Source organism: Lutibacter sp. TH_r2 (genome assembly GCF_033101135.1).
Classification (GTDB): domain Bacteria; phylum Bacteroidota; class Bacteroidia; order Flavobacteriales; family Flavobacteriaceae; genus Lutibacter.
In genome coordinates, this window is record NZ_JAWMPV010000001.1 from 33,612 (window position 1) to 59,051 (window position 25,440).

Consider the following 25,440-nt stretch of genomic DNA (forward strand, 5'->3'; position numbering starts at 1 on the left):
TCCTATTTTTGGCACGTTATTGGTTATAGATTAATAACATCTATACATTAACACCTTATTTTAAAATGAATTTAAAAAAAATATTTTTAGTGTTAATTGGTTTAATATCAATTAACTCATGGTCACAAATTGCTGAAAAAGATATTGTTAAAACTCAAAATGGTACTATTGAAATTCAGCCTATACTTCATTCTAGTATCATTTTAACCTATAATTCAAAAACCATATATATTGATCCTTACGGAGGAGCAAATTTATATAAAAATCAACCTTCACCAGATATTATATTAATTACAGATATTCACGGTGATCATTTAGATTTAAAAACTTTAGAAACTATTGATACTTCAAAAACACTGTTTATTGTTCCGCTGGAAGTTTCAATGCAATTACCTGAAAAATATCTTAATAAAACTACAATTCTTAATAACGGTCAAGGCATTCACAGATTAGATTTTTTTATTCAAGCAGTTGCCATGTATAATTTACCCGAAACTATTACTTCTAGACATCCAAAAGGACGAGGAAATGGATATATTTTAAATATTGACAATAAACGTATTTATATTTCTGGAGATACTGAAGATATTTTTGAAATGCGAACGTTACAAAATATAGATATTGCTTTTGTTTGTATGAATTTACCTTACACTATGGATATAAATCAGGCGGCTGATGCTGTATTAGAATTTCAACCAAAAATTGTATATCCTTTTCATTATAGAGGAAAAAATGGTTTTAGTGACGTTGCTAAATTTAAAGAATTAGTAAATTTAAAAAACGTTGAAATTGACGTTCGATTGCGTAAATGGTATCCTGAAAAACAAATTAACGAGTAAGCAAATCCTTACCTATTGTACAATCTAAACATTTTAATTTATTACAATATTCATTTTTTAATTGTAATAATGCTTGTGTTTCAAATGCGGAATCAGATGCTATTTTTAATTCATTAAATTTTGATATTATGGTGTTTTTTTCTGGCTTTATTTCTTGAATTAAATCTAAAATTGAATCGATAGATGTACCTTGTTGAATATAATATTTAAACTTTATAGGAATAATTGTGTTTATTAACAGTAAATCAATAAACGCTTCTGATAATTTTTTAACTCGTTTTTTAGATTCTTTCTCAAAAGTATAATGTGTTTCCCAAAATTCTGATGTTTCAATTTTAAACAATTCGTAATAATTCTGAAGAGAATTCATCTCCATAATTTTAGAAAATAAATTCTTATATTTAAAATATAATTGTGCAATTTGAGACAATCTAATAGTTGGAAAATTATTTGGTCGCAATCTAAAAAACTGAATTTGACCATTATTTAAAGGCTTTAATTTAAATTTTGATTGCAAATATTTGTATTCTTTTTGAAGTTTTTCAAAATAAACCGATTCTTTTGTTTCTTCTAATATACCTGCTTGTCCAAATAATAAAGCTTCCATTTGAAATGGATTTTGACTAACTTTTCTAATAACAGAAAAATTTATAGAATTTCCCAAATTTAAAAAAGCCTCGCCATTTACTTTTAATCCAAAATTTTTCAATAATAATCTAAATAAAATAGCTTCCCAATCCTTATTTGTTTTTAGCAACTCACTTTCAATTAAAATCGATTTTTGCTCTAAACGATTAAAATACAATTGCTCAAAAAAATGTGAAAGTTTAAATTTAGAAATGGTACTAATGTTATTTTCACAGTTTATCCATTTTTTAGGTGAATTAAAATGTGATTTATAGTTACTCAACAAATCTTTTGAAATATAACTTTTTAGTTCAATTGTTGGTATTGCTTCATTATACTTATTAAAAACCTCAATATCATTATCCCAAACCACATGTAAAATCACAGTATTATAATTTAAATCTTTTTCGTGTTGATGCACATACCAATCCGAAGCTTTTAAATGAATCTCTACATTTCCAGCCCATAGTTGTCCATTTATTCTAACTTTTGCATTTAAAAAATCAGGCCCAGAATTAAAATTTAAAAGTCCTTGTTTCACAATTTCAATAGATTCATTTCTAGTAGAAATTAAATCAACTTTTGAAAATAATTGCAATTTCCATATAAAATGAAGAAAATCTTCTCTCATAGCACAGTTTTTTATAAATGTAAAAATTAACTTTTAATTATAAAAATTGAATTAAAAACGTACGTATATTTCTACTTTTTTAAAGTATTTTTGTGATAGAAATTTTATAGTATGAATATAATAAGTAGTTTAGAATGGCGATATGCAACAAAAAAATTTGATGCTTCAAAAAAACTAACTTCACAACAAATTGATATTTTAAAAAAAGCTTTCAATTTAACAGCAACTTCCTTTGGATTACAACCAATTAAACTTGTAGTAATTGAGAATAAAAAACTTCAAGAAAAATTTGTAGAACCTTCTTTTAACCAACGTCAGGTTGCAGATTGCTCTCACTTGTTAGTAATTTGTATTGAAAACGATACAACTTCTGAAGACATTAATACATATTTTGATTTAGAAAAAAAAACCAGAAATATTTCAGAAGATACAGTTGGTGCTTTTAGAAAACAACTACTTGAAATGTATAAAAGTTGGGGATTAGAAAAACGTCAGCTTTCTGCAAAATACCAAGCGTATATTGCACTTGGAAATTTAATAACCGTTTGTGCAGTTGAACAAATTGACAATTGCCCAATGGAAGGTTTTATACCTAGTAAAATTGATGAAATTCTAAATTTAAAAGAATTAAATTTACAATCTATTTTAATGTTACCAGTAGGTTACAGAGCTGAAGATGATTTAATGAACGGACAAAAAAAAGTGAGAAAACAACTAAATGAAGTTATTATAGATATTAAATAAAACACCTAATAAAATAATTAAATATGAGTAAAGAAGTAAGAAATCTTGAACCAAAAGAACTTTGGAACAATTTTGCTGATTTAAATGCGGTACCAAGAGGTTCAAAAAAAGAAGAAAAGGTTATACAGTTTATGGTTGATTTTGGAAACAAATTAAACCTTAAAACAGTAGTAGATCCTGTTGGAAATGTAATTATTAAAAAACCAGCATCCAAAGGAATGGAAAATTTAAAAACGGTTGTAATGCAATCGCATTTAGATATGGTTCATCAAAAAAATTCAGATACAAATTTTGATTTTGACACTGAAGGAATTAAAATGGTAATTGATGGTGATTGGGTAAAAGCTGACGGAACAACTTTAGGTGCTGACAATGGTTTAGGAGTTGCCGCTATTATGAGTGTTTTAGCATCTTCTGAAATTAAACACCCAGCTATTGAAGCTTTATTTACTATTGACGAAGAAACTGGAATGACTGGAGCTATGGGGTTACAAGCTGGTTATTTAGATGGGGAAATTTTACTAAATTTAGATACCGAAGAAGATGACGAGATTGATATAGGTTGCGCTGGTGGTGTTGATGTTTCTGCATTAAACTCGTACAACGAAGTAAATGCTCCTTCAAACAGTGTTTCTTTAAAAATAGCTGTAACAGGGCTAAATGGAGGACATTCAGGAATGGATATTGATAAAGGTCTTGGAAATGCAAATAAAATAATGAACCGTATTTTATATGCAAATCAAGAATACATTCGCATTTCAGAAATTAATGGAGGTGGTTTACGTAATGCTATACCTCGTGAGAGTTTTTCAAAAGTAACTGTTTACAATTCTAACAAAACGCTATTTGAAAGAACTTTTAAAAAAATTGCAAAAGAAATTCAAAAAGAATTTAAAACAACAGAACCTAATTTAGAAATCTCTTACGAAAGAATTGATGATATTAAAAAAGTAATGACTACTATTAGCCAAATTACTTTATTAAATACCGTTTATTCAGCATACAATGGCGTTTATACTATGAGTCCAGATATGGAAAACCTTGTAGAAACATCAAACAACGTAGCAAGAGTTTTAGTTAAAGATGAAAAAATTGAAATTATGTGCTTAACACGTTCATCTGTAGAATCTTCTAAAGTTGATTTAGCAAACTCTTTAAAATCTACTTTTGAATTAGCTGGTTATGCTGTTAATTTATCTGGTTCTTACCCTGGATGGAAACCTAACGTAGATTCTCCAATTTTAAAAACAATGACTAAAACTTACGAAGAGTTGTTTAACAGCAAACCTCACGTAGTTGCTTGTCATGCTGGTTTAGAATGTGGAATATTAGGAACAAACTACCCAGAAATGGATATGATTTCGTTTGGACCAACCATACAAGGAGCACATTCACCAGATGAAAGAGCTAACATAAAATCTGCCAAAAAATTCTGGAAATTTCTATTAACTACATTAGAAAATATTCCAGCTAAAAAATAATTTTTATAATAAAAGAGGTTGAAATTCAACCTCTTTTATTTTTTAGGTGTTTGTTAACAATATCTTCTTTTATAAACCATAAATAATTGTATTTTTACAGCACTTAATAATTCTAACATTTTTATGGGTAAAATTATTGCAATAGCCAACCAAAAAGGTGGAGTTGGTAAAACAACAACAACTGTTAATTTAGCAGCATCATTAGGTGTGCTTGAGAAAAAAGTATTATTGATTGATGCTGATCCACAAGCAAATGCGTCTTCTGGTCTAGGTATTAATGTTGAAGAAGTTGAAGGTGGTACATACCACTTATTAGAACATGCAATTTCTGCAAAAGATGCTATTGTTTCATCTAATTCTCCAAACGTTTCTGTAATTCCAGCTCATATAGATTTAGTTGCTATTGAAATTGAATTGGTTGATAAAGATCATAGAGAATATATGTTAAAACAATCACTTCAAGAAATTAAAGATGATTACGATTATATTTTAATAGATTGTGCACCATCTTTAGGTCTAATAACTCTAAATGCTTTAGTAGCTGCAGATTCAGTAATTATACCTATTCAATGTGAATATTTTGCTTTAGAAGGTTTAGGTAAATTATTAAACACTATAAAAAGTGTTCAAAAAATACATAATCCAGATTTAGATATAGAAGGGTTACTACTTACCATGTACGATTCTCGCTTAAGATTGTCTAACCAAGTAGTTGAAGAAGTAAAAAAACATTTTAGTGATATGGTTTTTAAAACTATAATTCAACGTAATGTTAGATTAAGTGAAGCTCCAAGTTATGGTGAAAGTATAATTGCATATGATGCTACAAGTCGTGGTGCGGTTAATTATATTAATTTAGCCCACGAAATATTAAAAAAACAATAACGTATGGCAAAGGCAACAAAAAAACAAGCTTTAGGTAGAGGATTGTCAGCTTTATTAAAAGAATCTAACGCTGATATAAATTCAGCACAAGATAAAAATGCTGATAAAGTAGTAGGAAGTATTGTAGAAATAGAAATTAATGCTATTGACGTAAACCCATTTCAACCAAGAAGTTATTTTAACGAAGAAGCCTTACGTGAATTAGCCAGTTCAATTAAAGAACTTGGTGTTATTCAACCAATTACTGTTAGAAAATTAGAAGGTAATAAATTTCAATTAGTTTCTGGAGAACGAAGATTTAGAGCTTCAAAATTAATTGGAAGTACAACAATTCCTGCATACATTAGAATTGCTAATGACCAAGAAATGCTGGAAATGGCTTTGGTTGAAAATATTCAACGTAAAGATTTAGATCCTATAGAAGTTGCACTTTCATACCAACGCTTAATTGATGAAATTGACTTAACACAAGAAGAAATGAGTCAGCGAGTTGGTAAAAAAAGATCTACTATAACAAACTACTTACGTTTATTAAAATTAGATCCAATTATACAAACTGGAATGCGTGATGGTTTTTTATCTATGGGACACGGTAGAGCCTTAATTAACGTTGAAAACTCTGAAGATCAATTAAATATTTATGAAAAAATACTTCAAGATAAACTATCTGTTCGTCAAACAGAACAATTAGTAAAAACTCTAAAAGGAGCTACTCCTGAAGTAAAAACTTCAACAAAATCAAAAACAGATATCCCTAAATTTGTTAATAAAGGGTTAAAAACATTTAGTGAATACTTTGGGCATAAAATTGACGTTAAACTTTCAGGTTCAGATAAAGGAAAAATTATGATTCCTTTTCACTCTGAAGAAGACTTCAATAGAATTAAAAAATTATTAGAAAAAAACATTGATTAAAAAACAAGTCATATTTTACATAGTTCTTTTAACTATTGGAATTTTTAATAGCTACGCTCAAAAAAATGAGGATGTAACTATTAAAGTGAAAGATACCGTTTTTATAACTGATGATTTTAACCCATTATCACCTTCAAAAGCTGCATTTTATTCTGCTATTTTACCTGGTTTAGGTCAGGCGTACAATAAAAAATATTGGAAAATCCCAATAATATACGGAGCACTAGGTTCAGGAGTTTACTTATACAGTAGAAATAACACAAATTTTAAACGAGCTAGAACAGCTTTTAAATTAATGCAAGATGATAAACCTCATGAATTTGATGGAGTTGGTGATCATATCTTACTTTCTGAAGATGCTTTAATTTCAGCTCAAAAAAGCTATAAAGAAGATAGAGATTTATCGCTGCTAGTTACTGTTGGTTTGTATGTTTTACAAATTTTAGAAGCTAGTACTAACGCACATTTATTACAACACAATGTAGACGATAATATATCTTTTAAACCCACAATAATTAATAATGATTTCTCCAACAAACAAGTAGTTGGAGCATCTATAAATTTCAATTTTTAACTTATGAAAATTGCCCTTTTAGGATATGGTAGAATGGGTAAAACAATTGAACAAATTGCTTTACAACGCGGACACAAAATAGTATTAAAAGTTGACGAAAACACTGGTGATTATAACATTTCAGATGCTGATGTAGCTATTGACTTTAGTATTCCAACGGTTGCTTTTAATAATATTACAAATTGTTTTAAAAACAAGGTGCCTGTAGTTTGTGGAACAACAGGATGGTTAGATAAATTTGATGAAGCTATTGATATCTGCAACAAAAATAAAGGCGCTTTTATATATGCTTCAAACTTTAGTTTAGGTGTAAACATCTTTTTTGAATTGAATGATTATTTGGCTAAAATGATGAAAAATTTAGACCAATATAATATCTCAATGGAAGAAATTCATCATACTAAAAAATTAGACGCACCAAGCGGAACGGCAATTACGTTAGCTGAAGATATTATAAAACATACTTCAAAAAATAAATGGGCTTTAGATGTAACAACATCTGAAAATGAGCTACCTATAGTAGCAAAAAGAATTCCTGAAGTTCCAGGAACGCATTCTGTAAAATATGAGTCTGAAGTTGATAGTATAGATATTAAACATACAGCACATAACAGACAAGGCTTTGCTTTAGGTGCAGTAGTTGCAGCTGAATGGTTGGTAGACAAAACAGGAATATTTACAATGAAAGACGTTTTAGGTCTTGAATAAATAAAAACATTAATTTATGACAATGACAGGTTGGTTAATTTTATTTCTAATAGTACAAGTAATTCACTTTTTAGGAACTTGGAAATTATATGTAAAAGCAGGAAGAAAAGCTTGGGAAGCATTAGTACCTATTTACAACGCAATTGTATTAATGAAAATAATAAAACGACCATCTTGGTGGATAATTCTATTATTTATTCCAATTATTAATTTGTTAATGTTCCCCGTAGTTTGGGTTGAAACGGTTCGTAGTTTTGGTAAATATTCAACAGCAAGTTCGTTTTTAGCAGTTTTATCTTTAGGGTTTTATAATTTTTATTTAAATTATATTGAAGACGTTAAATATGTTGAAGATAGGAGCTTAAAATCTAGAACTGAATTAGGTGAATGGGTAAGTTCTATTGTTTTTGCAATTATTGCAGCTACTCTAGTTCACACTTATTTTATGCAACCTTACACTATACCTACTTCATCGTTAGAAAAATCGTTATTAGTTGGTGATTTTCTTTTTGTAAGTAAATTCCATTATGGAGCAAGAACACCAATGACAACAGTTGCTGCGCCAATGGTACATGACACCATTCCGTTGCTAAAAATAAAATCGTATTTGTTTGATGATGATGTAAGTAAAAAAGAAACTTCATGGAAAAATAAACTACAACTTCCATATTTTAGATTACCTGGTTTACAAGATATTAAACGAAATGAAATTGTAGTTTTTAGTTGGCCAGTTGATACAGTTCAAAAGTTTTTCGACAAATCTGGAATTCATAAATATAAACCAATAGACAAAAAATCGAACTATGTAAAACGTTGTGTTGGTGTACCTGGAGATTCATTAGAAATTAAAGATGGTTACATATTTATAAATGGAAAACAAACAGTTCTACCAGATAGAGCTAAACCTCAATACATGCATAAGGTTGTTGCAAATGGGCAATTATCTGGAAGCTTTTTTAAACGCTTTAATATTACCGAAGGTGGAAATATGGGAGACTACTACATTCTAAATTTAACAGATGAATTAGCTCAAAAACTGCGTAAAAACCCAATGATTAAAAGTGTAGAAAAACAATTAAAACCTAAAGGTAATTACGATAAAAGAGTTTTCCCTCACTCTACAGAATATGCTTGGAGTGAAGATAACTATGGTCCTATTTACATACCTGAAGAAGGAAAAACAGTTGAAATTAATTCTCAAACATTACCTTTTTATAAAAGAATTATTGAAGATTACGAGCATAATAATTTAATGGTTAATGGAAACGAAATTTATATTAATGGTGAGTTAGCCACAACGTACACGTTTAAACAAAACTATTATTGGTTAATGGGAGATAATAGACAAAACTCTGAAGATGCACGTTTTTGGGGCTATGTTCCATTTGATCATGTAGTTGGAAAACCCGTGTTTATTTGGATGAGTTGGGATAGTAATGCCGAAGGAATTCAAAATAAAATTCGCTGGGAAAGAGTATTTACTACCGTACATGGAGATGGAGAACCTGTCTCGTATTTGTATCACTTTTTAGGTGCCTTAGCACTTTGGTTTGGATATAGTAGTTATAGAAAACGTAAAAAGAAAGAAGCTTAATAAATGCTTTTTCATCCAACATATTTCCCACCTATTGCTCAATATGTTGAGTTAATAAAAAGCAACCATTTTACATTTGAAGTTGAAGACAATTTTCAAAAACAAACGTATAGAAATCGTTGTTACATCTATACTGCAAATGGAAAACAAAGCTTAAATATTCCTATTCAACATACCAAAGGAAGTAAGCAAAAAACCAAAGATGTAAAAATTGATTATAAAGAAAATTGGAATAAACTACATTTAAAAGCATTACAATCTGCATATAGCTCTTCTCCATTTTTTGAGTTTTATATAGATGATTTACTTCCAATTATTGAAAAAAAACATGAATTTTTAATCGACTTAAATATTGCTTCTCACCTATTTATTATGGAAGCATTGCAATTAGAAATTCCTTTTAATTTTTCTACTGCATTTGAAACTGAAAAAATTGAAAACGATTTTAGAAATTTAGCAATTGCAAAAACTAAAACTCAATTCAATTTTGAACGTTATATTCAAGTATTTGAAACTTCACATGGATTTATACCAAATTTAAGCATGCTAGACTTAATTTTTATGGAAGGTCCAAATGCTTTAAATTATTTAGAAAATCAGACATTAAAAATTAATTAGTGGAAATTCTACGATTTATTATTCATTATGGAATGCATTTTTTAGTTCCTGGTATTATTGCTTACCTATTTTTTAGAAAGAATTGGAAAATAGTTTGGTTAATATTTATGGCAACAATGTTAGTAGATTTAGACCATTTAATAGCAACACCTTTGTTTGATGCTAATAGGTGTAGTATAAATTTTCATCCTCTACATTCTTATATCGCAATTGGATTTTACACAGTATTAATTTTCTTTAATAAAACCAGAATTGTAGCTATTGGCTTACTTTTCCATATGCTAACTGATTTTATTGATTGTTTTTGGATTTAATTTTACGATTTAAACATTAATTTTACGATTTGGTAACCGTAACATCATAAATAATATCTAACTTTAATCTTGCTAACTACTTACTACATTAATCATGCTAAAACTATTTTTAAGCTATGGTTAAGAAATTTTTACTTATTAGTACATTTTTAATTGCAATATTATTTATTGTAGCTTATTCATTATTCTATTTTAAGCCTACAAATTCAATAACATTTAATACTTCAAATCTTAAAAATGGCGATTTAATCTTACGCTGTGGAAAATCTACTGAAAGTTTCGCTGTATATACAGCCGATAAAAATGCAGAATTTACCCATATTGGATTAATAGTATTTGAAAATACAAAGCCTTTTGTTATACATGCCGTTCCTCATAAAAACCATGTATTAAAAAAAGAGACCATACAAGAGTTTTTAAAACCTAAAAACGCATCAAAATATGCTATTTATAGAAGTAACCTATCTCCCGAAAAACAACATCTAATTACTTCAGAAGCACTCAATTTTTTCAATAAAAAAATAATTTTTGATAATCACTACAATCTAGATACAAACAATGAAATGTATTGTACTGAACTTATTTTAAAAACTTATAAAAAAGCAAATATTCAATTAGATTTAAAAACTAAAGAGTTAAATTTTTTAGTAGGAAAACATCAAATTATTTTTCCTTCTGAATTTACCAAATTCCCATTTAAAAAAGTAAATATCAATTAATAATCAAAATAATAAACATTATGAAAAATTTTAAAATTTTAACTATTCTAATTTTAGCTGTATCAGCACTAACATTTGTAGCCTGTTCTGGAGGTTCAACACCTGGAGATGTTGTACAAAAATCTTTTAAGCTTATGAAAGCAAAAGATTTTAAAGCTGTTTCTGAACTATATGTTAAGGATAACGGTGAAAAACTTTCTGAAGATGAAGCTAAAAAAATTGAAGGTTTATTAGGAATGGGAAATACCGAAAATGAAAAAAAAGATGGCGTTAAAAAAATTACTATCGATGAAGAAAAAATAGCTGAAGATGGGTTAAGTGCAAGAGTAAAATACACTATTGAATATGGCAATGGTAATACAAACAAAGAAAACGCAAAATTAAAAAAAGTAGATGGAAAGTGGTTTATGGTTTTTTCTATGAACTAACAACTATTTGAGTAAAAAATCCCGCAAATGCGGGATTTTTTTGGCTTAACTCAATATATAAATATTTAAGATTATGAGAACAGTTAATACTACTATTATTGCACTTATTTTACTTTTTATATCAATAAGTACATATGCTCAAACCAATAAATCTATAACTGTTGAAAATATTCCTGAAAATGAAGTTTGGACAATAGTTTATAAAACATTTAAAGATTTGAATCTTAAATATCCTTTTATTAACAAGCAACTAGGAGAAGGAAAAACCAATTTTTTCCACTATGCTACAATGCTTGCCAAAAATAGAGCTAAATATAAAATAACCTACAGTAATTCTATACTTACAATTTCTATTGTAGATAGACAATATTTATCTAAATCTACTTGGGTTGATAATCTACTTCCTATTTCAAAAAAACAAACTTCAAAACTACTTCTACCTATAAAACAACATATTTTAAAACTTCTAGCAGATAAAAATTATTCACATAATAATATAGCTACAAAAAATAATACAACAACAGATAACCATAAAGGAGTTTATAAAGATTTTGCTATTTCAAAAACTAAAAATAACGATTTACAACTTCTTTCATTTCATAAAAATGGAAATATTCTAGGTATCGGTTTAAACAATAACAATACATCTCTAAATTCATTAGTATTTCAACAAACTGCAGATAGTGAAAAAACAACAATGCTATTTGATGAAAAAGGATATCCTAAATCAATTATTACCAATCAATTTATCTTAAATATTAAAGCTTTAAATAATACTGAAGCAGAAATATCAATTTATAAAACCAATGGAGATTTAATAAAAACTTCAACAACATTATTAGATAATTTTGAAACATTTTCAACTACACTTCATGCTAATAAAACTCAAAACGGACCTTCAATATTTGAAATAAACCATCAAACAGAAGTGTCAGAACCAATTTCAACAGCATTAGGTTATGCCGCAACAGCCATAAAAGCAGTTACGTGTGCTGCTAGTTTAACAACAGTAGTAGGCGCATTAGTGCCATGCACAGCTTTATTATTAGATGTAATGCAACGCTTAAGTGATGAAGAAGCTTTTTATTATGATGAATTAGTTGTTATAGACAAAGTTTTTGGTTTAATTCCATTCAACAATCCATTACAAACTGTAGCAAATATAGGAACGCTAATTGATGGAATGAACTACGTTGTAGAAGGCTCAACAAACTTATACAACACTTTATTTCCTGAAGGAGAATTGATTATTACCGGATTAGCAACCATAAATGCTGGGAGTTTTGGAGAGTTTGGCGATGAAAAGCTTACACTTTATGCAAAATCAAATTATTCTGAAACACAAATAGAATGGAATAGTCTATCAGATAATTTAGATTTATATTCTTATATAAAAAAAGGTGATGAAAATTACAAAGAAGAATATAGTGGAGCTATTTATAGAGCAAAAGAAACTAAATCAGATAATAACTACATAGAAGTAAAACAAATAATTGATGAAAAGACAATCACTTTTAAAAAGAAAGTAACTATTATAAATCCAAATTATTATTATTTCCCTTGGCCAGATTGCGGAGAACTCTACGATACAAAAATAATTAATGATGATGAAGCTGAAAAATGTTTGAATCAACAAGATGACTGTATTGAAAACCTACCTAAAAATGATATTATTTTGGCTAATGAACCTAAAATTATTGAAGCCATTTTAAAAGAACATGTTGTAGGAGGCTCTGTATTAACAGATCCATCTATACGGTTGAATTCTAATAAGTTAAATATGATTCGTAAATTATGGAAAGAAGATGGATCTCCTTATACAGGAAGTGAAGCTGGTGAGTTTAGATCGTTTGTTAAAATTGCTCCGTGTATGGCTAATTGGAGCGGAATAGAAGAAAAAAGACAAATAATAATATTAGTACATGAAGCTTTATTAAAAATTGAAGCTAAAGAAACTAAAATAAAGGAACTTCAGAAAGTTGCTAATGAAACTAATTATCAAAAGATTGCTGTTGATATTAAAAACATAGAAAACAGTATTGAACCAATAAAAACAGCATGCGCAGAAAAAGTAAAAAAAATAGCAGAAAAAAGAACAATTACATACCAAACTAAAAAAACAGATCCTGATGGAGATTATTATACTATTTCAGGAGCTGAAATTATGGGATTTAAATGGGGTAAATATGGAGGACCAAGCCTTGAAATGGAAATATTCTTCACTCCAAAAAGAACCATAAAAACTGTTAAACAATTTAATAGAACTTTAAAATTCCATCAAGATTTATCTCAATTTTCATTTTCTTTTGAAGATGGTTCAGATAAACCCTTACAATACGCTCTAATAATTAACAATAAAATTAGAAATGAAGGAATAGTAAAAACTACTCTACGAATAAAAGATTTTGAAAAAGATATAAAAACGCTTAATTTTTATTTATCAAATGCAAAAGCTACCAAAATTAATTAATGAATAAAAGACTGGATAACATACTCGATCTATTAAATAATTCACTAGGCCTTTTTCTAGCCATTAGTAGTAGCGTAGCTTTTTTTGTTCTAATTTTTAAACCTTTTCCGCTAGACCATATTAATTATGATAATAGAATTTTATTTATTATCGGTTTTGGAATAATTATTTTTTTTACAATTTTAGTTGTCCGGATTTTGTATCCTGGTTTGATTTATAATCTTGCTCATAACATAAAGAGACCTATACTATCTTCATATAATAAAGGTTTTATAATATGGCTTTTAAGCTCTGGATTATTCTCTATATATCTTATGTACCCTGGATCAGTATATTTAACTACTTTTCTTGTATTTAAAGTTGCCTTAATTTGTCTTGTTCCTCCTCTTATTTTGATGTTTTATGATAGAAAAATGGAATTGCTATTACAAAATGCATCACTACTTTTAGAAAAAAATAAATGCCAAAAACAAGTTAATAAGTTTAACAAAGAGCATAATAATATTATTATAGATTTCAATTCTATTAATAATAATGAAAAAATAAGCCTTTTAATTACAGATATTCTTTTAATAAATTCTGCCGATAACTATATAGAAATACATTACAAAGAAGGTGAAATAATTAAAAAGAAACTTTTACGAAATACACTAAAAAATATTAGATTACAATTAAAAGCTTACCAAAATTTTGTACGCTGCCACAGAAGATATATTGTTAATTCCGATTACATAGAAAAACTTAATGGCAATTGCAATCACCATGAACTTTTTCTAAAAGAATTTTTGGAGCCAATACCTGTTTCTCGACAGTATTTTTATAAAGTAAAAGACGCTTTATAAACCATTTGTGGCGAGTACCACTCAAGTTGAATATTTGGCAACTATACCTTTTATTTTACTATTTACCACATTTATAACTGTGTTTACCCCTTACATTTTTTAACTATACATATAAGTAATACCTTAATATAGAAAAGTATAAACTGAATATATATGTATAAAACATAATGTTATGAAAACAAAAACTAATAATCAATTAATAAGTTTATTAATCGCCCTATATGTGTTTATTGCTTTTATGTTTACTGCATGTTGTGGTAATGGTGATGATGATTTCACAAATACCCAAGCACCAAGTAGTGTTACTATACAAAAAATTACAGTCACAAATTGGCCTAGTAACGATGGAATTTCAACATGGGATATTTGTGTAGGTTTAAATTGTATAAGACCAGATATTTACCCTGTTATAAAATATGAAAGTACTACTATTTTAGATCTTGTTAATGAAGCTATTGAGAATGTATCTACAGGTGAAAACTATAGTTTCTCAATAAGTAATTTAGTAATAACAGAACCTAAAATAAAACACTTATTTAGGTTGTATGATGAAGATGGAGCTACAGAAGATGATTTAATGGGACAAGTTTCAGTTGCCCCATTTAGCACAGTAAATGGAAGATCTAATCCAATAATTATATCAGGTGATGGAATTACAATGGAATTACAAGTTACTTATCAGGACTAATATTCTATCAAATGTTTCTCAATTAATAAAATCTATTAATTTCTTAAGCTTAATTGAAAATCTATAAAAATTAATAATAGTAAAATTACAGTAAAAATAATAATAACTTAAAAAATATATAAAATGAAATCATCATTTTTTGCTTTGATATTGTTGTTAACCTTTTTCTCAAGTTGCGAGAAGGATGATACAACCGAAAATGAAAACGTCAATACAGATTATGCTATTTCAATAGATGAAGAGTTTAATGTTGAATTGATAGCAAATCACACAACTGGATATAGTTGGGAATGGACAAATAGTAATAAAATAGACATTGTTGAGAATACTGACAAGAGTTATATTATTGATAATCCTGAATTATCAGGTAGTGGCGGAAAAGAAATATGGATATTTAAAGGTGTTAAAAAAGGATTAGATACTATTAAGATGGAATATAATCAGTCTTGGACTCCAGATTCAACAATCGATTCAAAAACAATAGTTGTGGAGGTTAAATAATTTCTAAATAATTGTATCATGTATACTAATAAAATTTTAATCTTATCTTTTTTAACAATATTTCTGTTACACAATTTGCCATCAAGTGCTCAACCCGTTAGTGCTAATAAGAAAGTAGCATTAGTTTCTTTTTCGGTTAATAAAGATATTGATTGTTCTGAAGTAAAAGGGCTTTTTGGCCTAATAACAGACATTAAAAAAATAAGGCAGGATTCTTTATTCGATCTACAACCAACCTTAAATAAATTTCACAAGACTTTTTATTCTAGCTATATGTCAAAATTTCCATTTGAGTTATTGCCAGAGGAATCAGTGTTACAAAACCCAGAATATATTTCATTTGAAAGCCCAAACAGAGAAAACAGACATATGTCTGAAAATAAATTTTGGTGGACTTTTTTAACTCCACCAGGATACAAACGAATTTATGAAGGTGGCGCCTTTAAAAAAAAGAATCGCAATGAAATAAAGCTATTGCGCATGTTTGATGAAGCTGATGGGATAATGTTTGTTGATATGTCTTATTCATTTACAAATGATAGCGGAATAAATTTGGTGAAATTCTATCGTGTTAAAGCAACTGTAAATATTGTACTGCTTAATAAAGAAGGAAAAAAGGTATTACGCATAACTGAATATGGAATGTCATCTCAAAAAATTAGTTTTTATAGTGGTATTGCATTGGAACCTCTTCAATTATTGCCTTTATGTCAAAGCGCTTCAGACAAGGTTTTGAAAGATTTAAACAGAAAGCTACCAAGATTAGTAAAAAAAGTAAATAAGAAGTTATAAAAACTGTAATAATTATAAACCTACTTATACCTTTTAATTGAGGTATAGAGTTGATATAAATTAGAATGAATCAAGAAGAAAATATATAGATGTTTAATTAAAACTTAATATTATGAAAAAAAAATTATTTAGAATGATGGCTATTTTATTCGCATCATCAATGTTATTATCATCATGCTATACTTATACATGTGTAGTGGGTGAAGGAGCTCAAGGAAATAATAAAACTACTCAATGGAATCATTATGTAATTGCAGGATTAGCTCCTGTTGGCGTTTCTAACTCAAAACAAATGGCTGATGGAGCAGAGGATTATACTGTTCATATAAGACATTCATTTATTAATCTTCTAATTGGCAGTTTAACTGGAGGATTATATACTCCTACTACTACTACTGTAACCAAGTAGAACTAATCTAAAACACTTATAATCAGGTACTTTGATTTCAATATACTACATAATGATTACAGAATTGATTATCAACAAAAAAAAGCCTGCAATTGCAGGCTTTTTTATTAAAATATTATCTAATCAATTTTTTATACTTTATACGTTTTGGCATTAAATCACCACCTAAACGTTTTTTCTTATTTTCTTCATAATCAGAGAAAGAACCTTCAAAGAAATACACTTGAGATTCGCCTTCAAAAGCTAAAATATGTGTACAAATTCTATCTAAAAACCAACGGTCGTGACTAATTACAACTGCACATCCTGCAAAATTTCCTAAACCTTCTTCTAATGCTCGTAATGTATTTACATCTAAATCGTTTGTTGGCTCATCTAATAATAGTACATTTCCTTCTTCTTTCAAAGTCATAGCTAAATGTAAACGGTTACGTTCACCACCAGAAAGCATATTTACCTTTTTATTCTGTTCACTACCAGAGAAATTAAAACGACTTAAGTAAGCTCTTGAATTCACTTGCTTTCCTCCCATCATTACTAATTCTTGCTCATCAGAAAAGTTTTGCCAAATAGTTTTTTCAGGATCAATATTAGAATGGCTTTGATCTACATAAGCAATTTTAGCAGTTTCTCCAACCTTGAATTCTCCTTTATCTGGAGATTCTTCACCCATAATCATTCTAAAAATAGTTGTTTTACCAGCACCATTTGGTCCAATAATTCCAACAATTCCTGCCTGCGGAAGGTTAAACTCTAAATTTTCATATAGTAATTTATCTCCATAAGCTTTTGAAACCCCAGAAGCTTCAATAACATTGGTTCCCAAACGCGGACCATTTGGAATGTAAATTTCTAATTTTTCATCTAACTTTTTCTGATCTTGATTCATTAATTTATCATAGTTAGATAAACGAGCTTTAGATTTTGCATGTCGCCCTTTTGGAGCCATTTTCACCCATTCCAATTCTCGTTCTAATGTTTTCTGACGTTTTGATGCTTGTTTAGATTCTTGCGCTAAACGTTGCGATTTTTGCTCTAACCAAGACGAGTAATTACCTTTCCAAGGAATACCCTCACCTCTATCTAACTCTAAAATCCAACCTGCAACGTTATCTAAAAAGTATCTATCATGGGTTACAGCAATTACAGTTCCTTTATATTGTTGTAAGTGATGCTCTAACCAATGTACAGATTCTGCATCTAAATGGTTTGTTGGCTCATCTAACAATAATACATCTGGCTCTTGTAATAATAATCTACACAACGCTACTCTTCTTCTTTCACCTCCAGATAAATTTTTAATTGGAGTATCACCTTCTGGAGTACGTAAGGCATCCATGGCAATTTCCAATTTTGTATCTAATTCCCAAGCATTTGAAGCATCAATTTTATCCTGAAGTTCAGCTTGTTGTGCCATTAATTTTTCCATTTTATCCGGATCTGAATACACCTCTTCCAAACCAAACATATCGTTTATTTTGTTGTATTCATCTAAAATAGCAACAGTTTCAGCTACACCTTCTTTTACAATATCAATAACTGTTTTATCTTCATCTAATTGTGGTTCTTGAGATAAATGACCAACTGTATAATTTGGAGAAAAAACAACATCACCTTGATAGTTTTTGTCTAATCCAGCTATTATTTTTAGCAATGTTGATTTACCAGAACCGTTTAAACCTAAAATACCAATTTTGGCACCATAGAAAAAACTTAAATAAATATTTTTTAAAACTGGTTTGTTAGCATTTGGAAACGTTTTACTAACTCCAGACATTGAAAAAATTACTTTTTTATCGTCGCTCATAATTTATTAAAATATAATTTATTAAACTCTTCCTTTTAATGCATTAAAAACCCATGCTATACAGAAAAACCCAAATCCAACTGTAGCAAATCCCCATCCTGCAATATCATCATATCTAAATGCTCCAAGTCCTATTAAAATAAACCCCATTGCAATCATTAAAAAAGTGGCCCACGCCAATATTTTATTTTTATTCATTTTATTTTGTTATTAATTATTTAGGAATAATTTGTAGAAATACAAATATCGTAAAATTTAACTGATTTCCATAGAAATTTACTTTATTACAAAAGCATTTTAAATAAAATTTAAACTGTTTAATTTTAAACTATCTAAAATTTATTTAAAAGTAATTATTCTCTTTAATTTTTACAGAATCTAATTTTCTATACACAATTATTAAATTAAAATTACTTACACCTTTATATAGATTATTTACTTTTGTACTTTAGCAACAATTAAACGAATTACTTCAATGGATATTAACTTCAATAAAAACGAAGATTATAATAAGCTTCAACTTTCAGATTTAAAAAAGAAACTTTTAAAAGTATATAAAGGCGGAGGTGATTCGAAAATTGAAAAACACAAAGCTAAAGGTAAACTTACAGCTAGAGAACGTATTGATTTCCTATTTGATAAAAATTCAGAAAGTATTGAAATTGGAGCACTTGCAGGTGATGAAATGTATAAAGAACATGGTGGTTGCCCTTCTGCTGGAGTTGTTGTTAAAATTGGGTATATAGAAGAAAAACAATGTATAGTTGTAGCTAATGATGCCACAGTTAAAGCTGGTGCCTGGTTCCCTATTACTGGAAAAAAGAATTTAAGAGCTCAAGAAATAGCCATTGAAAATAAATTGCCTATTATCTATTTAGTAGATAGTGCTGGCGTGTATTTGCCAATGCAAGATGAAATTTTTCCTGACAAAGAACATTTTGGACGCATTTTTAGAAACAATGCTATAATGAGTAGCATGGGAATTACCCAGATTTCTGCCGTAATGGGAAGTTGTGTTGCTGGAGGCGCGTACTTACCTATTATGAGTGATGAAGCTATGATAGTTGATAAAACTGGAAGTATTTTTTTAGCCGGAAGTTATTTGGTGAAAGCTGCCATTGGTGAAAGTGTTGATAATGAAACTTTAGGCGGAGCAACTACACATTGCGAAATTAGTGGAGTTACTGACTATAAAGCTTTAGATGATGAAGATGCTTTAACTAAAATTAGAAATATTGTTGGTAAAATTGGAGATTATACTAAAGCTGGCTTTAATAGAATTGATTCCAGAAAACCTTTGGAAAATGAAGAAGATATATACGGAATACTTCCTAAATTAAGAACCGATCAATACGAAGTTAGAAGTATTATTGAACGCTTGGTCGACAACTCTGAATTTGAAGAATATAAAAAAGATTATGGTAAAACCATAGTTTGTGCATATGCAAGGATTGATGGTTGGGCTGTTGGAATTATTGCAAACCAACGAAAGGTTGTAAAAAACGGTAAAAAAGAAATGCAATTTGGCGGTGTAATTTATTCAGATAGCGCAGATAAAGCAACTCGATTTATAGCAAACTGTAATCAGAAAAAAATTCCTCTTGTTTTTCTACAAGACGTTACGGGTTTTATGGTAGGAAGCAAAAGTGAACATGGAGGAATTATAAAAGATGGAGCTAAAATGGTAAATGCAGTCAGTAATTCCGTTGTCCCAAAATTCACTGTAATTATAGGCAATTCTTATGGCGCAGGAAATTATGCTATGTGTGGTAAAGCCTATGATCCTAGATTAATTGTTGCATGGCCAAGTGCAAGATTAGCGGTTATGGGTGGTTCACAAGCTGCAAAAGTATTACTTCAAATAGAAAAAGCTTCATTAAAAAAACAAGGAGAAGTAATTTCTAAAGAAAAAGAAAAAGAAATATTAGCATCTATTCAAGCAAAATATGATGCTCAAACTTCACCATATTATGCCGCTGCACGTTTATGGACAGACGCAGTAATAAAACCATTAGACACCAGAAAATGGATTAGTATGGGAATTGAAGCCGCTAACCACGCTCCTATTGAAAAACAATTTAATTTAGGAATACTCCAAGTTTAAAAAGTATAACTATAGTAAACCTATGCCAACTTAAATTAGGTTGGCTTTTTTACACATCAATTTTAATATTTTATAAAATAAAATTTGTGAGTCTTCGAATTCATATTTACCTAAAAATCGATTATTAACACCTAAAAACTCTTCACTATGTGCAGAGAATAACAATTCGTAATTCATAAATAAACTGTCAGTTTGTCACCGAAAAAAGTTTGGTATTTTTTTTGACAAGTTCTACTCGTTAAATTAAATTAAAAAAACTAAAAAATATGGCAACTGGAAATATTAATGTAACGGCTGAAAATATTTTTCCTATTATAAAGAAATTCTTGTATTCGGATCACGAAATATTTTTACGTGAGTTAATTTCGAATGCAACGGATGCAACTTTAAAATTAAAACATTTATCAACTTTAGGTGAAATTAAAGGAGATATTGGAAATCCTATTCTTGAAATTAAAGTAGATAAGGATAAAAAAGAAATCAGAATTATTGACCAAGGTATTGGTATGACTGGTGAAGAAGTTAAAAAATACATCAACCAAGTAGCCTTTTCTGGAGCTGAAGAATTTGTAGAAAAATACAAAGACAAAGTTGAAGATTCAGGAATTATTGGACATTTTGGTTTAGGTTTCTACTCTTCATTTATGGTAGCAGAACGTGTAGAGATTTTCACAAAATCATATGCTGAAGATTCAAAAGCTGTACGTTGGGAATGTGATGGAAGTCCACAATATACTCTAGAAGAAACTGACAGAACAGAAAGAGGAACTGAAATTGTTTTACATATTGACAACGATTCTTTAGAGTTTTTAGAAGATGGTAAAATAACAGAACTTTTAACAAAGTATAACAAGTTTATGCCTATTCCAATTAAATTTGGAACAAAAGAAGAAACGTTGCCTTTACCAGAAGGTGCAGAAGAAGGTGCAGAGCCAGAAAAAATTACAGTAGATAATATTGTAAATAATCCAAACCCAGCATGGACAAAAGCTCCTAGTGAATTAAAAGATGAAGATTATAAAACTTTTTACAAAGAATTGTATCCAATGCAATTTGAAGAGCCTTTATTTAATATTCACTTAAATGTAGATTATCCTTTTAACTTAACGGGTATTTTATATTTTCCAAAACTTCAAAAAAATATAGACCCTTCTAAAGACAGAATTCAACTATACCAAAATCAAGTATTTGTTACCGATAATGTAGAAGGCATTGTACCAGACTTTTTACAAATGTTACGCGGTGTTATTGATTCACCAGACATTCCTTTAAACGTTTCTAGATCTTATTTACAAGCTGATGGTGCTGTTAAAAAAATATCGAACTACATTACACGTAAAGTAGCAGACAAATTAGTGAGCTTATTTAAAAACGACAGAGAAGGTTTTGAAGCTAAATGGGACGATATTAAAGTTATTATTGAATACGGAATGCTATCAGAAGAAAAATTCTTCGAAAAATCTGACAAATTTGCATTGTTCCCAACAGTTGACAAAAAATATTTTACTTTTTCTGAATTAGAAGAAAAAATTAAACCAACACAAACAGATAAAGATGATAAGTTGGTGATTTTATATGCTTCAGATGAACATGCACAACACAGTTATATTGAAGCTGCTAAAGATAAAGGATACGAAGTTTTATTATTAGACTCTCCAATTGTTTCTCACTTTATTCAAAAATTAGAAGGAAGTAAAGAAAATATTCAATTTGTAAGAGTAGATTCTGATCATATCGACAACTTAATTAAAAAAGATGAAGATGTTATTAGCAAACTTTCTGATGAAGAAAAAGAAACTTTAAAACCTATTATTGAAGAAGCAATTCCAAAAGAAACTTACACCGTTCAATTGGAAGCTATGGATTCTAACGCAAACCCTTTTATTATTACGCAACCAGAATTTATGCGTAGAATGAAAGAAATGCAAGCTACTGGTGGTGGCGGAATGATGGGAATGGGTAATTTTCCAGAAATGTACAACTTAATTATTAATACAAATAACGAGTTGGTTGGAGAAATTTTAAATACCAAAACAAAGAAAAAACAAGAACGATTAATTCAACAAGCTTTTGATTTAGCAAAACTATCTCAAGGACTTTTAAAAGGTGAAGAACTAACTACTTTTATAAAACGTAGTTTTCAAATGGTAAAATAAATCACCAAATCGTATAAATTTACAGAAAACCACTGCAATTGCAGTGGTTTTTTTTTGTTCTATGATTTTTATCAACAATATTGTGATTAAATGTGATTATATTTAATAGATACCCCATAATTTATGAATTCTAAAAATTAAATTATGATGAAAAAATTACTATTTGCTATCCTACTTATTTCCTATAGCTTAAATGCCCAAACAATTTATGTAGATCAAAATGCAACAGGCTCCAACAATGGAATTGATTGGGCAAATGCCTATACTAATTTACAAACTGCCATTACTAATATTGGTTCAAACACCTCTATAAATGTAGCACAAGGTACATACTACCCAACTACTACTTCTGATAGAAGTATTTATTTTAACATTCCAAATGGTGTTAAAATATATGGAGGTTTTCCTACCAATGGAGGAACTAGAGATTCGGAATTACATCCTACAATTTTAAGTGGTGATATTGGAGTTATTGATGATAATACAGATAACTCATACCATGTAGTCTATTTTCTTAATACAGTCTCAAGTACTGAAATTGATGGCTTTATTATTGAAAAAGGATATGCGAATGGCACCGAAACTAACGAAAGTAATGGTGGTGGTATTTTAATTTCCACTGTAGATTATGGTGATTCTAATGCCTATATTAGAAACTGTATTATACGTGATAATTATGCATCTGGTGAAGGAGGTGGAATTTACGTTTCAAAAAGAGCAGAAATATATAATTGCAAAATATATTCTAATCAATCCAATAATAATGGTGGTGGTATTTCTATTAGTACAAATGGAAGAATTTACAATTCATATATAGTAAATAATAAAAGCGTAAACTTTGGTGGTGGAATAAAAATTACAGGAATTAATTCTGCTCCAAAAGCAATAAACTGTGTAATTGCAAACAATGAATGTGAGTATTATGGCGCTGGAGCTTATCTTGCTGAAGGATACCTTAATAACTGTACTATTGTTAATAATGGTGGTAATGGAATTCATTTTGGTTCATATGGTAGTACTTTTAATGGTCTAATTTGGGGAAATTCTACCTATCAATCTACACACGTCGTATCTAGTACAGCTCACTTGGTTGAAAATAATTGTATCCAAGATATTGCCACAACTGCAATTAATATTGGGATATCAACTAACAATAATGGTGTTATTTACGGTGAAAATTATCCAAGATTTACTAAACCTACATCTTTTACAGGTATTGCAACTACTCCTGAACAATTAGACGAAATTTTAAATGCTGATTGGTCTTTAAATCCACAATCTGCTGCTATTGATTTTGGAGATAACTCGTCCTATCCAACAACAACAGATACTCCAACTGTTGACATTATAGGAAATAATAGAACCATTAATACTATTATGGATGCTGGTGCTTATGAAGCCATAACTAACTTAACAACAAACCAAGCAACTAATCAGCAATCAACCTCTGCCAATTTAAACGGAAACATACTTTTTGCAGAAACAACAAATACTATTGAAAGAGGATTTGTATATGCTAACGAATCTAATTTTGATATAACTACCGCAACAAGTTTAACTAATTCAGCTACTGATTTAGGAGTTTATTCTGATAATATTTCAGGGCTAACAGAAGGCAAATTCTATTATTATAGAGCTTGGGCTGAAATTGATGGTGTAAAATATTATGCCAATGAACAAAAATTTAACACTAGTAATTTAGAAGCCTACTACCCTTTTAATGGAAATGCAAATGATGAAAGTGGAAATGAAAACCACGGAACAGTTAATGGAGCTACTTTAACACAAGATATGAATGGAAATGAAAATAATGCATATCTATTTGATGGAATTGATGATACAATTATTTGTCAAGCTGCAGGTCCTGTTGGCGAATCTCCACGAACCATAACATTTTGGGCAAAAACTGATGAAATCCCATACAGTACTTGGGATAATGCTGTAATCTCATATGGATCAAATGACTCCTACGGAAATAGATTTGAATTAAGTGTAAATAGTCGAGCTCAAGGTTTGGGAGCTGATATTAATGGAGCTGCTTGTACTAAAGGCTTTGACAATACAGATAACGACTGGCATTTTTATTCAGCAGTTTTCGACCCTTCAATTGGAAAAACAGTACAACTTATTCAATTGTATGCTGATGGCATATTATTAACTACCTTATCATACAATAATGGTGATACTTCATTAATAAATACTGCTAGCGATATTCCAATTCATATTGGAAGTATGTTTAATACACATCGTTTTTTTAATGGCTCTATAGATAATTTAAGAGTATACAGTTCAATACTAACTGAATCTGATATTATAGCTCTTTACAATACTGGAGTATTAGATGTGAAAAAAAACTCTAAAAATGAAGAAACCAGTTTCTACATTTCAAACAATACTCTTCACTTCAAAAGCATACAAAATTTAAATGATATTAAATCTATTGAAGTTTATAATTTATTAGGGCAAAAAGTTTTTGAAACTTCAAAAATTGAAGAAGAAATTAAACTAGAAAATTTACGAGTAGGAATTTACATTGCAAGAGTAAATTCAGAAAATGGCTATCAAACTTTGAAATTTATAAATAGATAAAACTC

Annotated in this window: 24 protein-coding genes; 21 read left to right on the forward strand and 3 right to left on the reverse strand. The window is 29.0% G+C overall.

Going from position 1 to position 25,440, the window contains the following annotated elements; all coding sequences use genetic code 11:
* Nucleotides 1-65 precede the first annotated feature (65 nt).
* Entirely contained in the window at nt 66-839 is a 774-nt protein-coding gene (locus R3X25_RS00160; RefSeq protein ID WP_317670620.1) for an MBL fold metallo-hydrolase, read from the forward strand.
* Here the strand turns inward: R3X25_RS00160 and R3X25_RS00165 are convergent.
* Nucleotides 829-2,097 (reverse strand): DUF2851 family protein, encoded by a 1,269-nt coding sequence (locus R3X25_RS00165; protein ID WP_317670622.1) that lies wholly within the window; start codon nt 2,095-2,097, stop codon nt 829-831. The two genes, R3X25_RS00160 and R3X25_RS00165, sit on opposite strands and share 11 nt — an antisense overlap.
* 111 nt (nt 2,098-2,208) lie before the next feature.
* On the opposite strand from R3X25_RS00165, the gene R3X25_RS00170 reads away from it, so the two are divergent.
* From R3X25_RS00170 to R3X25_RS00250, 17 genes are all read left to right on the forward strand, one after another.
* Nucleotides 2,209-2,841 carry an NAD(P)H-dependent oxidoreductase gene (locus R3X25_RS00170; protein ID WP_317670624.1) on the forward strand — a complete coding sequence of 211 codons (633 nt, stop codon included), beginning with the start codon at nt 2,209-2,211 and terminating at the stop codon, nt 2,839-2,841.
* A gap of 23 nt (nt 2,842-2,864) precedes the next feature.
* Complete coding sequence (locus tag R3X25_RS00175) at nt 2,865-4,322, forward strand: aminoacyl-histidine dipeptidase (protein ID WP_317670626.1); 1,458 nt, start codon at nt 2,865-2,867, stop codon at nt 4,320-4,322.
* A 123-nt stretch (nt 4,323-4,445) separates the two neighbouring features.
* On the forward strand, nt 4,446-5,207 hold the full coding sequence (locus R3X25_RS00180) for an AAA family ATPase (RefSeq protein ID WP_317670628.1): 762 nt from the start codon (nt 4,446-4,448) through the stop codon (nt 5,205-5,207).
* Nucleotides 5,208-5,210: 3 nt separating this feature from the next.
* Nucleotides 5,211-6,122 (forward strand): ParB/RepB/Spo0J family partition protein, encoded by a 912-nt coding sequence (locus R3X25_RS00185; protein WP_317670630.1) that lies wholly within the window; start codon nt 5,211-5,213, stop codon nt 6,120-6,122.
* Nucleotides 6,115-6,696: a DUF5683 domain-containing protein gene (locus tag R3X25_RS00190; protein WP_317670632.1), complete on the forward strand. Its 582-nt coding sequence runs from the start codon at nt 6,115-6,117 to the stop codon at nt 6,694-6,696. The genes R3X25_RS00185 and R3X25_RS00190 overlap by 8 nt, the downstream gene beginning before the upstream one ends.
* Before the next feature lie 3 nt (nt 6,697-6,699).
* Nucleotides 6,700-7,404 (forward strand): 4-hydroxy-tetrahydrodipicolinate reductase, encoded by a 705-nt coding sequence (gene dapB, locus R3X25_RS00195; protein WP_317670634.1) that lies wholly within the window; start codon nt 6,700-6,702, stop codon nt 7,402-7,404.
* 16 nt (nt 7,405-7,420) lie between these two features.
* A complete protein-coding gene (gene lepB, locus R3X25_RS00200; protein ID WP_317670636.1) occupies nt 7,421-8,998 on the forward strand; it encodes a signal peptidase I in 1,578 nt (525 codons plus the stop codon).
* A gap of 3 nt (nt 8,999-9,001) precedes the next feature.
* Nucleotides 9,002-9,616, forward strand: coding sequence for a WbqC family protein (locus R3X25_RS00205; protein ID WP_317670638.1), 615 nt, complete (start codon nt 9,002-9,004; stop codon nt 9,614-9,616).
* Nucleotides 9,616-9,930, forward strand: coding sequence for a DUF6122 family protein (locus R3X25_RS00210; protein WP_317670640.1), 315 nt, complete (start codon nt 9,616-9,618; stop codon nt 9,928-9,930). Before R3X25_RS00205 ends, R3X25_RS00210 begins: the two co-directional genes overlap by 1 nt.
* Before the next feature lie 116 nt (nt 9,931-10,046).
* Nucleotides 10,047-10,649, forward strand: coding sequence for a YiiX/YebB-like N1pC/P60 family cysteine hydrolase (locus R3X25_RS00215; protein WP_317670642.1), 603 nt, complete (start codon nt 10,047-10,049; stop codon nt 10,647-10,649).
* Between the two features lie 20 nt (nt 10,650-10,669).
* Nucleotides 10,670-11,077 carry a DUF4878 domain-containing protein gene (locus R3X25_RS00220; protein ID WP_317670644.1) on the forward strand — a complete coding sequence of 136 codons (408 nt, stop codon included), beginning with the start codon at nt 10,670-10,672 and terminating at the stop codon, nt 11,075-11,077.
* 73 nt (nt 11,078-11,150) lie between these two features.
* A complete protein-coding gene (locus R3X25_RS00225; RefSeq protein ID WP_317670646.1) occupies nt 11,151-13,547 on the forward strand; it encodes a hypothetical protein in 2,397 nt (798 codons plus the stop codon).
* On the forward strand, nt 13,547-14,389 hold the full coding sequence (locus R3X25_RS00230) for a LytTR family DNA-binding domain-containing protein (protein ID WP_317670648.1): 843 nt from the start codon (nt 13,547-13,549) through the stop codon (nt 14,387-14,389). Before R3X25_RS00225 ends, R3X25_RS00230 begins: the two co-directional genes overlap by 1 nt.
* 172 nt (nt 14,390-14,561) lie before the next feature.
* Nucleotides 14,562-15,077, forward strand: coding sequence for a hypothetical protein (locus tag R3X25_RS00235; RefSeq protein WP_317670650.1), 516 nt, complete (start codon nt 14,562-14,564; stop codon nt 15,075-15,077).
* 123 nt (nt 15,078-15,200) lie between these two features.
* On the forward strand, nt 15,201-15,578 hold the full coding sequence (locus R3X25_RS00240) for a protease inhibitor I42 family protein (RefSeq protein ID WP_317670652.1): 378 nt from the start codon (nt 15,201-15,203) through the stop codon (nt 15,576-15,578).
* An 18-nt stretch (nt 15,579-15,596) separates the two neighbouring features.
* Entirely contained in the window at nt 15,597-16,370 is a 774-nt protein-coding gene (locus R3X25_RS00245) for a hypothetical protein (RefSeq protein WP_317670654.1), read from the forward strand.
* 112 nt (nt 16,371-16,482) lie between these two features.
* On the forward strand, nt 16,483-16,779 hold the full coding sequence (locus tag R3X25_RS00250) for a Bor/Iss family lipoprotein (protein ID WP_317670656.1): 297 nt from the start codon (nt 16,483-16,485) through the stop codon (nt 16,777-16,779).
* 115 nt (nt 16,780-16,894) lie between these two features.
* On the opposite strand, the gene ettA is transcribed toward R3X25_RS00250, so the two are convergent.
* Together ettA and R3X25_RS00260 are read right to left on the reverse strand one after the other, a co-directional pair.
* The gene (gene ettA, locus R3X25_RS00255; protein ID WP_317670658.1) at nt 16,895-18,586 is read right to left on the reverse strand and encodes an energy-dependent translational throttle protein EttA; all 1,692 of its coding nucleotides are present in this window, start codon (nt 18,584-18,586) and stop codon (nt 16,895-16,897) included.
* 21 nt (nt 18,587-18,607) lie between these two features.
* Nucleotides 18,608-18,784 carry a CAL67264 family membrane protein gene (locus R3X25_RS00260; protein WP_317670660.1) on the reverse strand — a complete coding sequence of 59 codons (177 nt, stop codon included), beginning with the start codon at nt 18,782-18,784 and terminating at the stop codon, nt 18,608-18,610.
* A gap of 277 nt (nt 18,785-19,061) precedes the next feature.
* On the opposite strand from R3X25_RS00260, the gene R3X25_RS00265 reads away from it, so the two are divergent.
* The 3 genes from R3X25_RS00265 to R3X25_RS00275 all read left to right on the forward strand — a co-directional run bounded on the left by R3X25_RS00265 (nt 19,062) and on the right by R3X25_RS00275 (nt 25,435).
* Nucleotides 19,062-20,690 (forward strand): acyl-CoA carboxylase subunit beta, encoded by a 1,629-nt coding sequence (locus R3X25_RS00265; protein ID WP_317670662.1) that lies wholly within the window; start codon nt 19,062-19,064, stop codon nt 20,688-20,690.
* A gap of 266 nt (nt 20,691-20,956) precedes the next feature.
* On the forward strand, nt 20,957-22,846 hold the full coding sequence (htpG, locus tag R3X25_RS00270; RefSeq protein WP_317670664.1) for a molecular chaperone HtpG: 1,890 nt from the start codon (nt 20,957-20,959) through the stop codon (nt 22,844-22,846).
* A gap of 144 nt (nt 22,847-22,990) precedes the next feature.
* On the forward strand, nt 22,991-25,435 hold the full coding sequence (locus R3X25_RS00275; RefSeq protein WP_317670666.1) for a LamG-like jellyroll fold domain-containing protein: 2,445 nt from the start codon (nt 22,991-22,993) through the stop codon (nt 25,433-25,435).
* The last annotated feature ends 5 nt before the right edge of the window (nt 25,436-25,440 follow it).

Excerpts from the sequence above, each read along its gene's own strand:
- R3X25_RS00160 (WP_317670620.1), top strand. The coding sequence starts at position 66 with ATGAATTTAAAAAAAATATTTTTAGTGTTAATTGGTTTAATATCAATT.
- R3X25_RS00165 (WP_317670622.1), bottom strand. The coding sequence starts at position 2,097 with ATGAGAGAAGATTTTCTTCATTTTATATGGAAATTGCAATTATTTTCA.
- R3X25_RS00170 (WP_317670624.1), top strand. The coding sequence starts at position 2,209 with ATGAATATAATAAGTAGTTTAGAATGGCGATATGCAACAAAAAAATTT.
- R3X25_RS00175 (WP_317670626.1), top strand. The coding sequence starts at position 2,865 with ATGAGTAAAGAAGTAAGAAATCTTGAACCAAAAGAACTTTGGAACAAT.
- R3X25_RS00180 (WP_317670628.1), top strand. The coding sequence starts at position 4,446 with ATGGGTAAAATTATTGCAATAGCCAACCAAAAAGGTGGAGTTGGTAAA.
- R3X25_RS00185 (WP_317670630.1), top strand. The coding sequence starts at position 5,211 with ATGGCAAAGGCAACAAAAAAACAAGCTTTAGGTAGAGGATTGTCAGCT.
- dapB (WP_317670634.1), top strand. The coding sequence starts at position 6,700 with ATGAAAATTGCCCTTTTAGGATATGGTAGAATGGGTAAAACAATTGAA.
- lepB (WP_317670636.1), top strand. The coding sequence starts at position 7,421 with ATGACAATGACAGGTTGGTTAATTTTATTTCTAATAGTACAAGTAATT.
- R3X25_RS00205 (WP_317670638.1), top strand. The coding sequence starts at position 9,002 with ATGCTTTTTCATCCAACATATTTCCCACCTATTGCTCAATATGTTGAG.
- R3X25_RS00215 (WP_317670642.1), top strand. The coding sequence starts at position 10,047 with ATGGTTAAGAAATTTTTACTTATTAGTACATTTTTAATTGCAATATTA.
- R3X25_RS00220 (WP_317670644.1), top strand. The coding sequence starts at position 10,670 with ATGAAAAATTTTAAAATTTTAACTATTCTAATTTTAGCTGTATCAGCA.
- R3X25_RS00225 (WP_317670646.1), top strand. The coding sequence starts at position 11,151 with ATGAGAACAGTTAATACTACTATTATTGCACTTATTTTACTTTTTATA.
- R3X25_RS00230 (WP_317670648.1), top strand. The coding sequence starts at position 13,547 with ATGAATAAAAGACTGGATAACATACTCGATCTATTAAATAATTCACTA.
- R3X25_RS00235 (WP_317670650.1), top strand. The coding sequence starts at position 14,562 with ATGAAAACAAAAACTAATAATCAATTAATAAGTTTATTAATCGCCCTA.
- R3X25_RS00240 (WP_317670652.1), top strand. The coding sequence starts at position 15,201 with ATGAAATCATCATTTTTTGCTTTGATATTGTTGTTAACCTTTTTCTCA.
- R3X25_RS00245 (WP_317670654.1), top strand. The coding sequence starts at position 15,597 with ATGTATACTAATAAAATTTTAATCTTATCTTTTTTAACAATATTTCTG.
- R3X25_RS00250 (WP_317670656.1), top strand. The coding sequence starts at position 16,483 with ATGAAAAAAAAATTATTTAGAATGATGGCTATTTTATTCGCATCATCA.
- ettA (WP_317670658.1), bottom strand. The coding sequence starts at position 18,586 with ATGAGCGACGATAAAAAAGTAATTTTTTCAATGTCTGGAGTTAGTAAA.
- R3X25_RS00260 (WP_317670660.1), bottom strand. The coding sequence starts at position 18,784 with ATGAATAAAAATAAAATATTGGCGTGGGCCACTTTTTTAATGATTGCA.
- R3X25_RS00265 (WP_317670662.1), top strand. The coding sequence starts at position 19,062 with ATGGATATTAACTTCAATAAAAACGAAGATTATAATAAGCTTCAACTT.
- htpG (WP_317670664.1), top strand. The coding sequence starts at position 20,957 with ATGGCAACTGGAAATATTAATGTAACGGCTGAAAATATTTTTCCTATT.
- R3X25_RS00275 (WP_317670666.1), top strand. The coding sequence starts at position 22,991 with ATGATGAAAAAATTACTATTTGCTATCCTACTTATTTCCTATAGCTTA.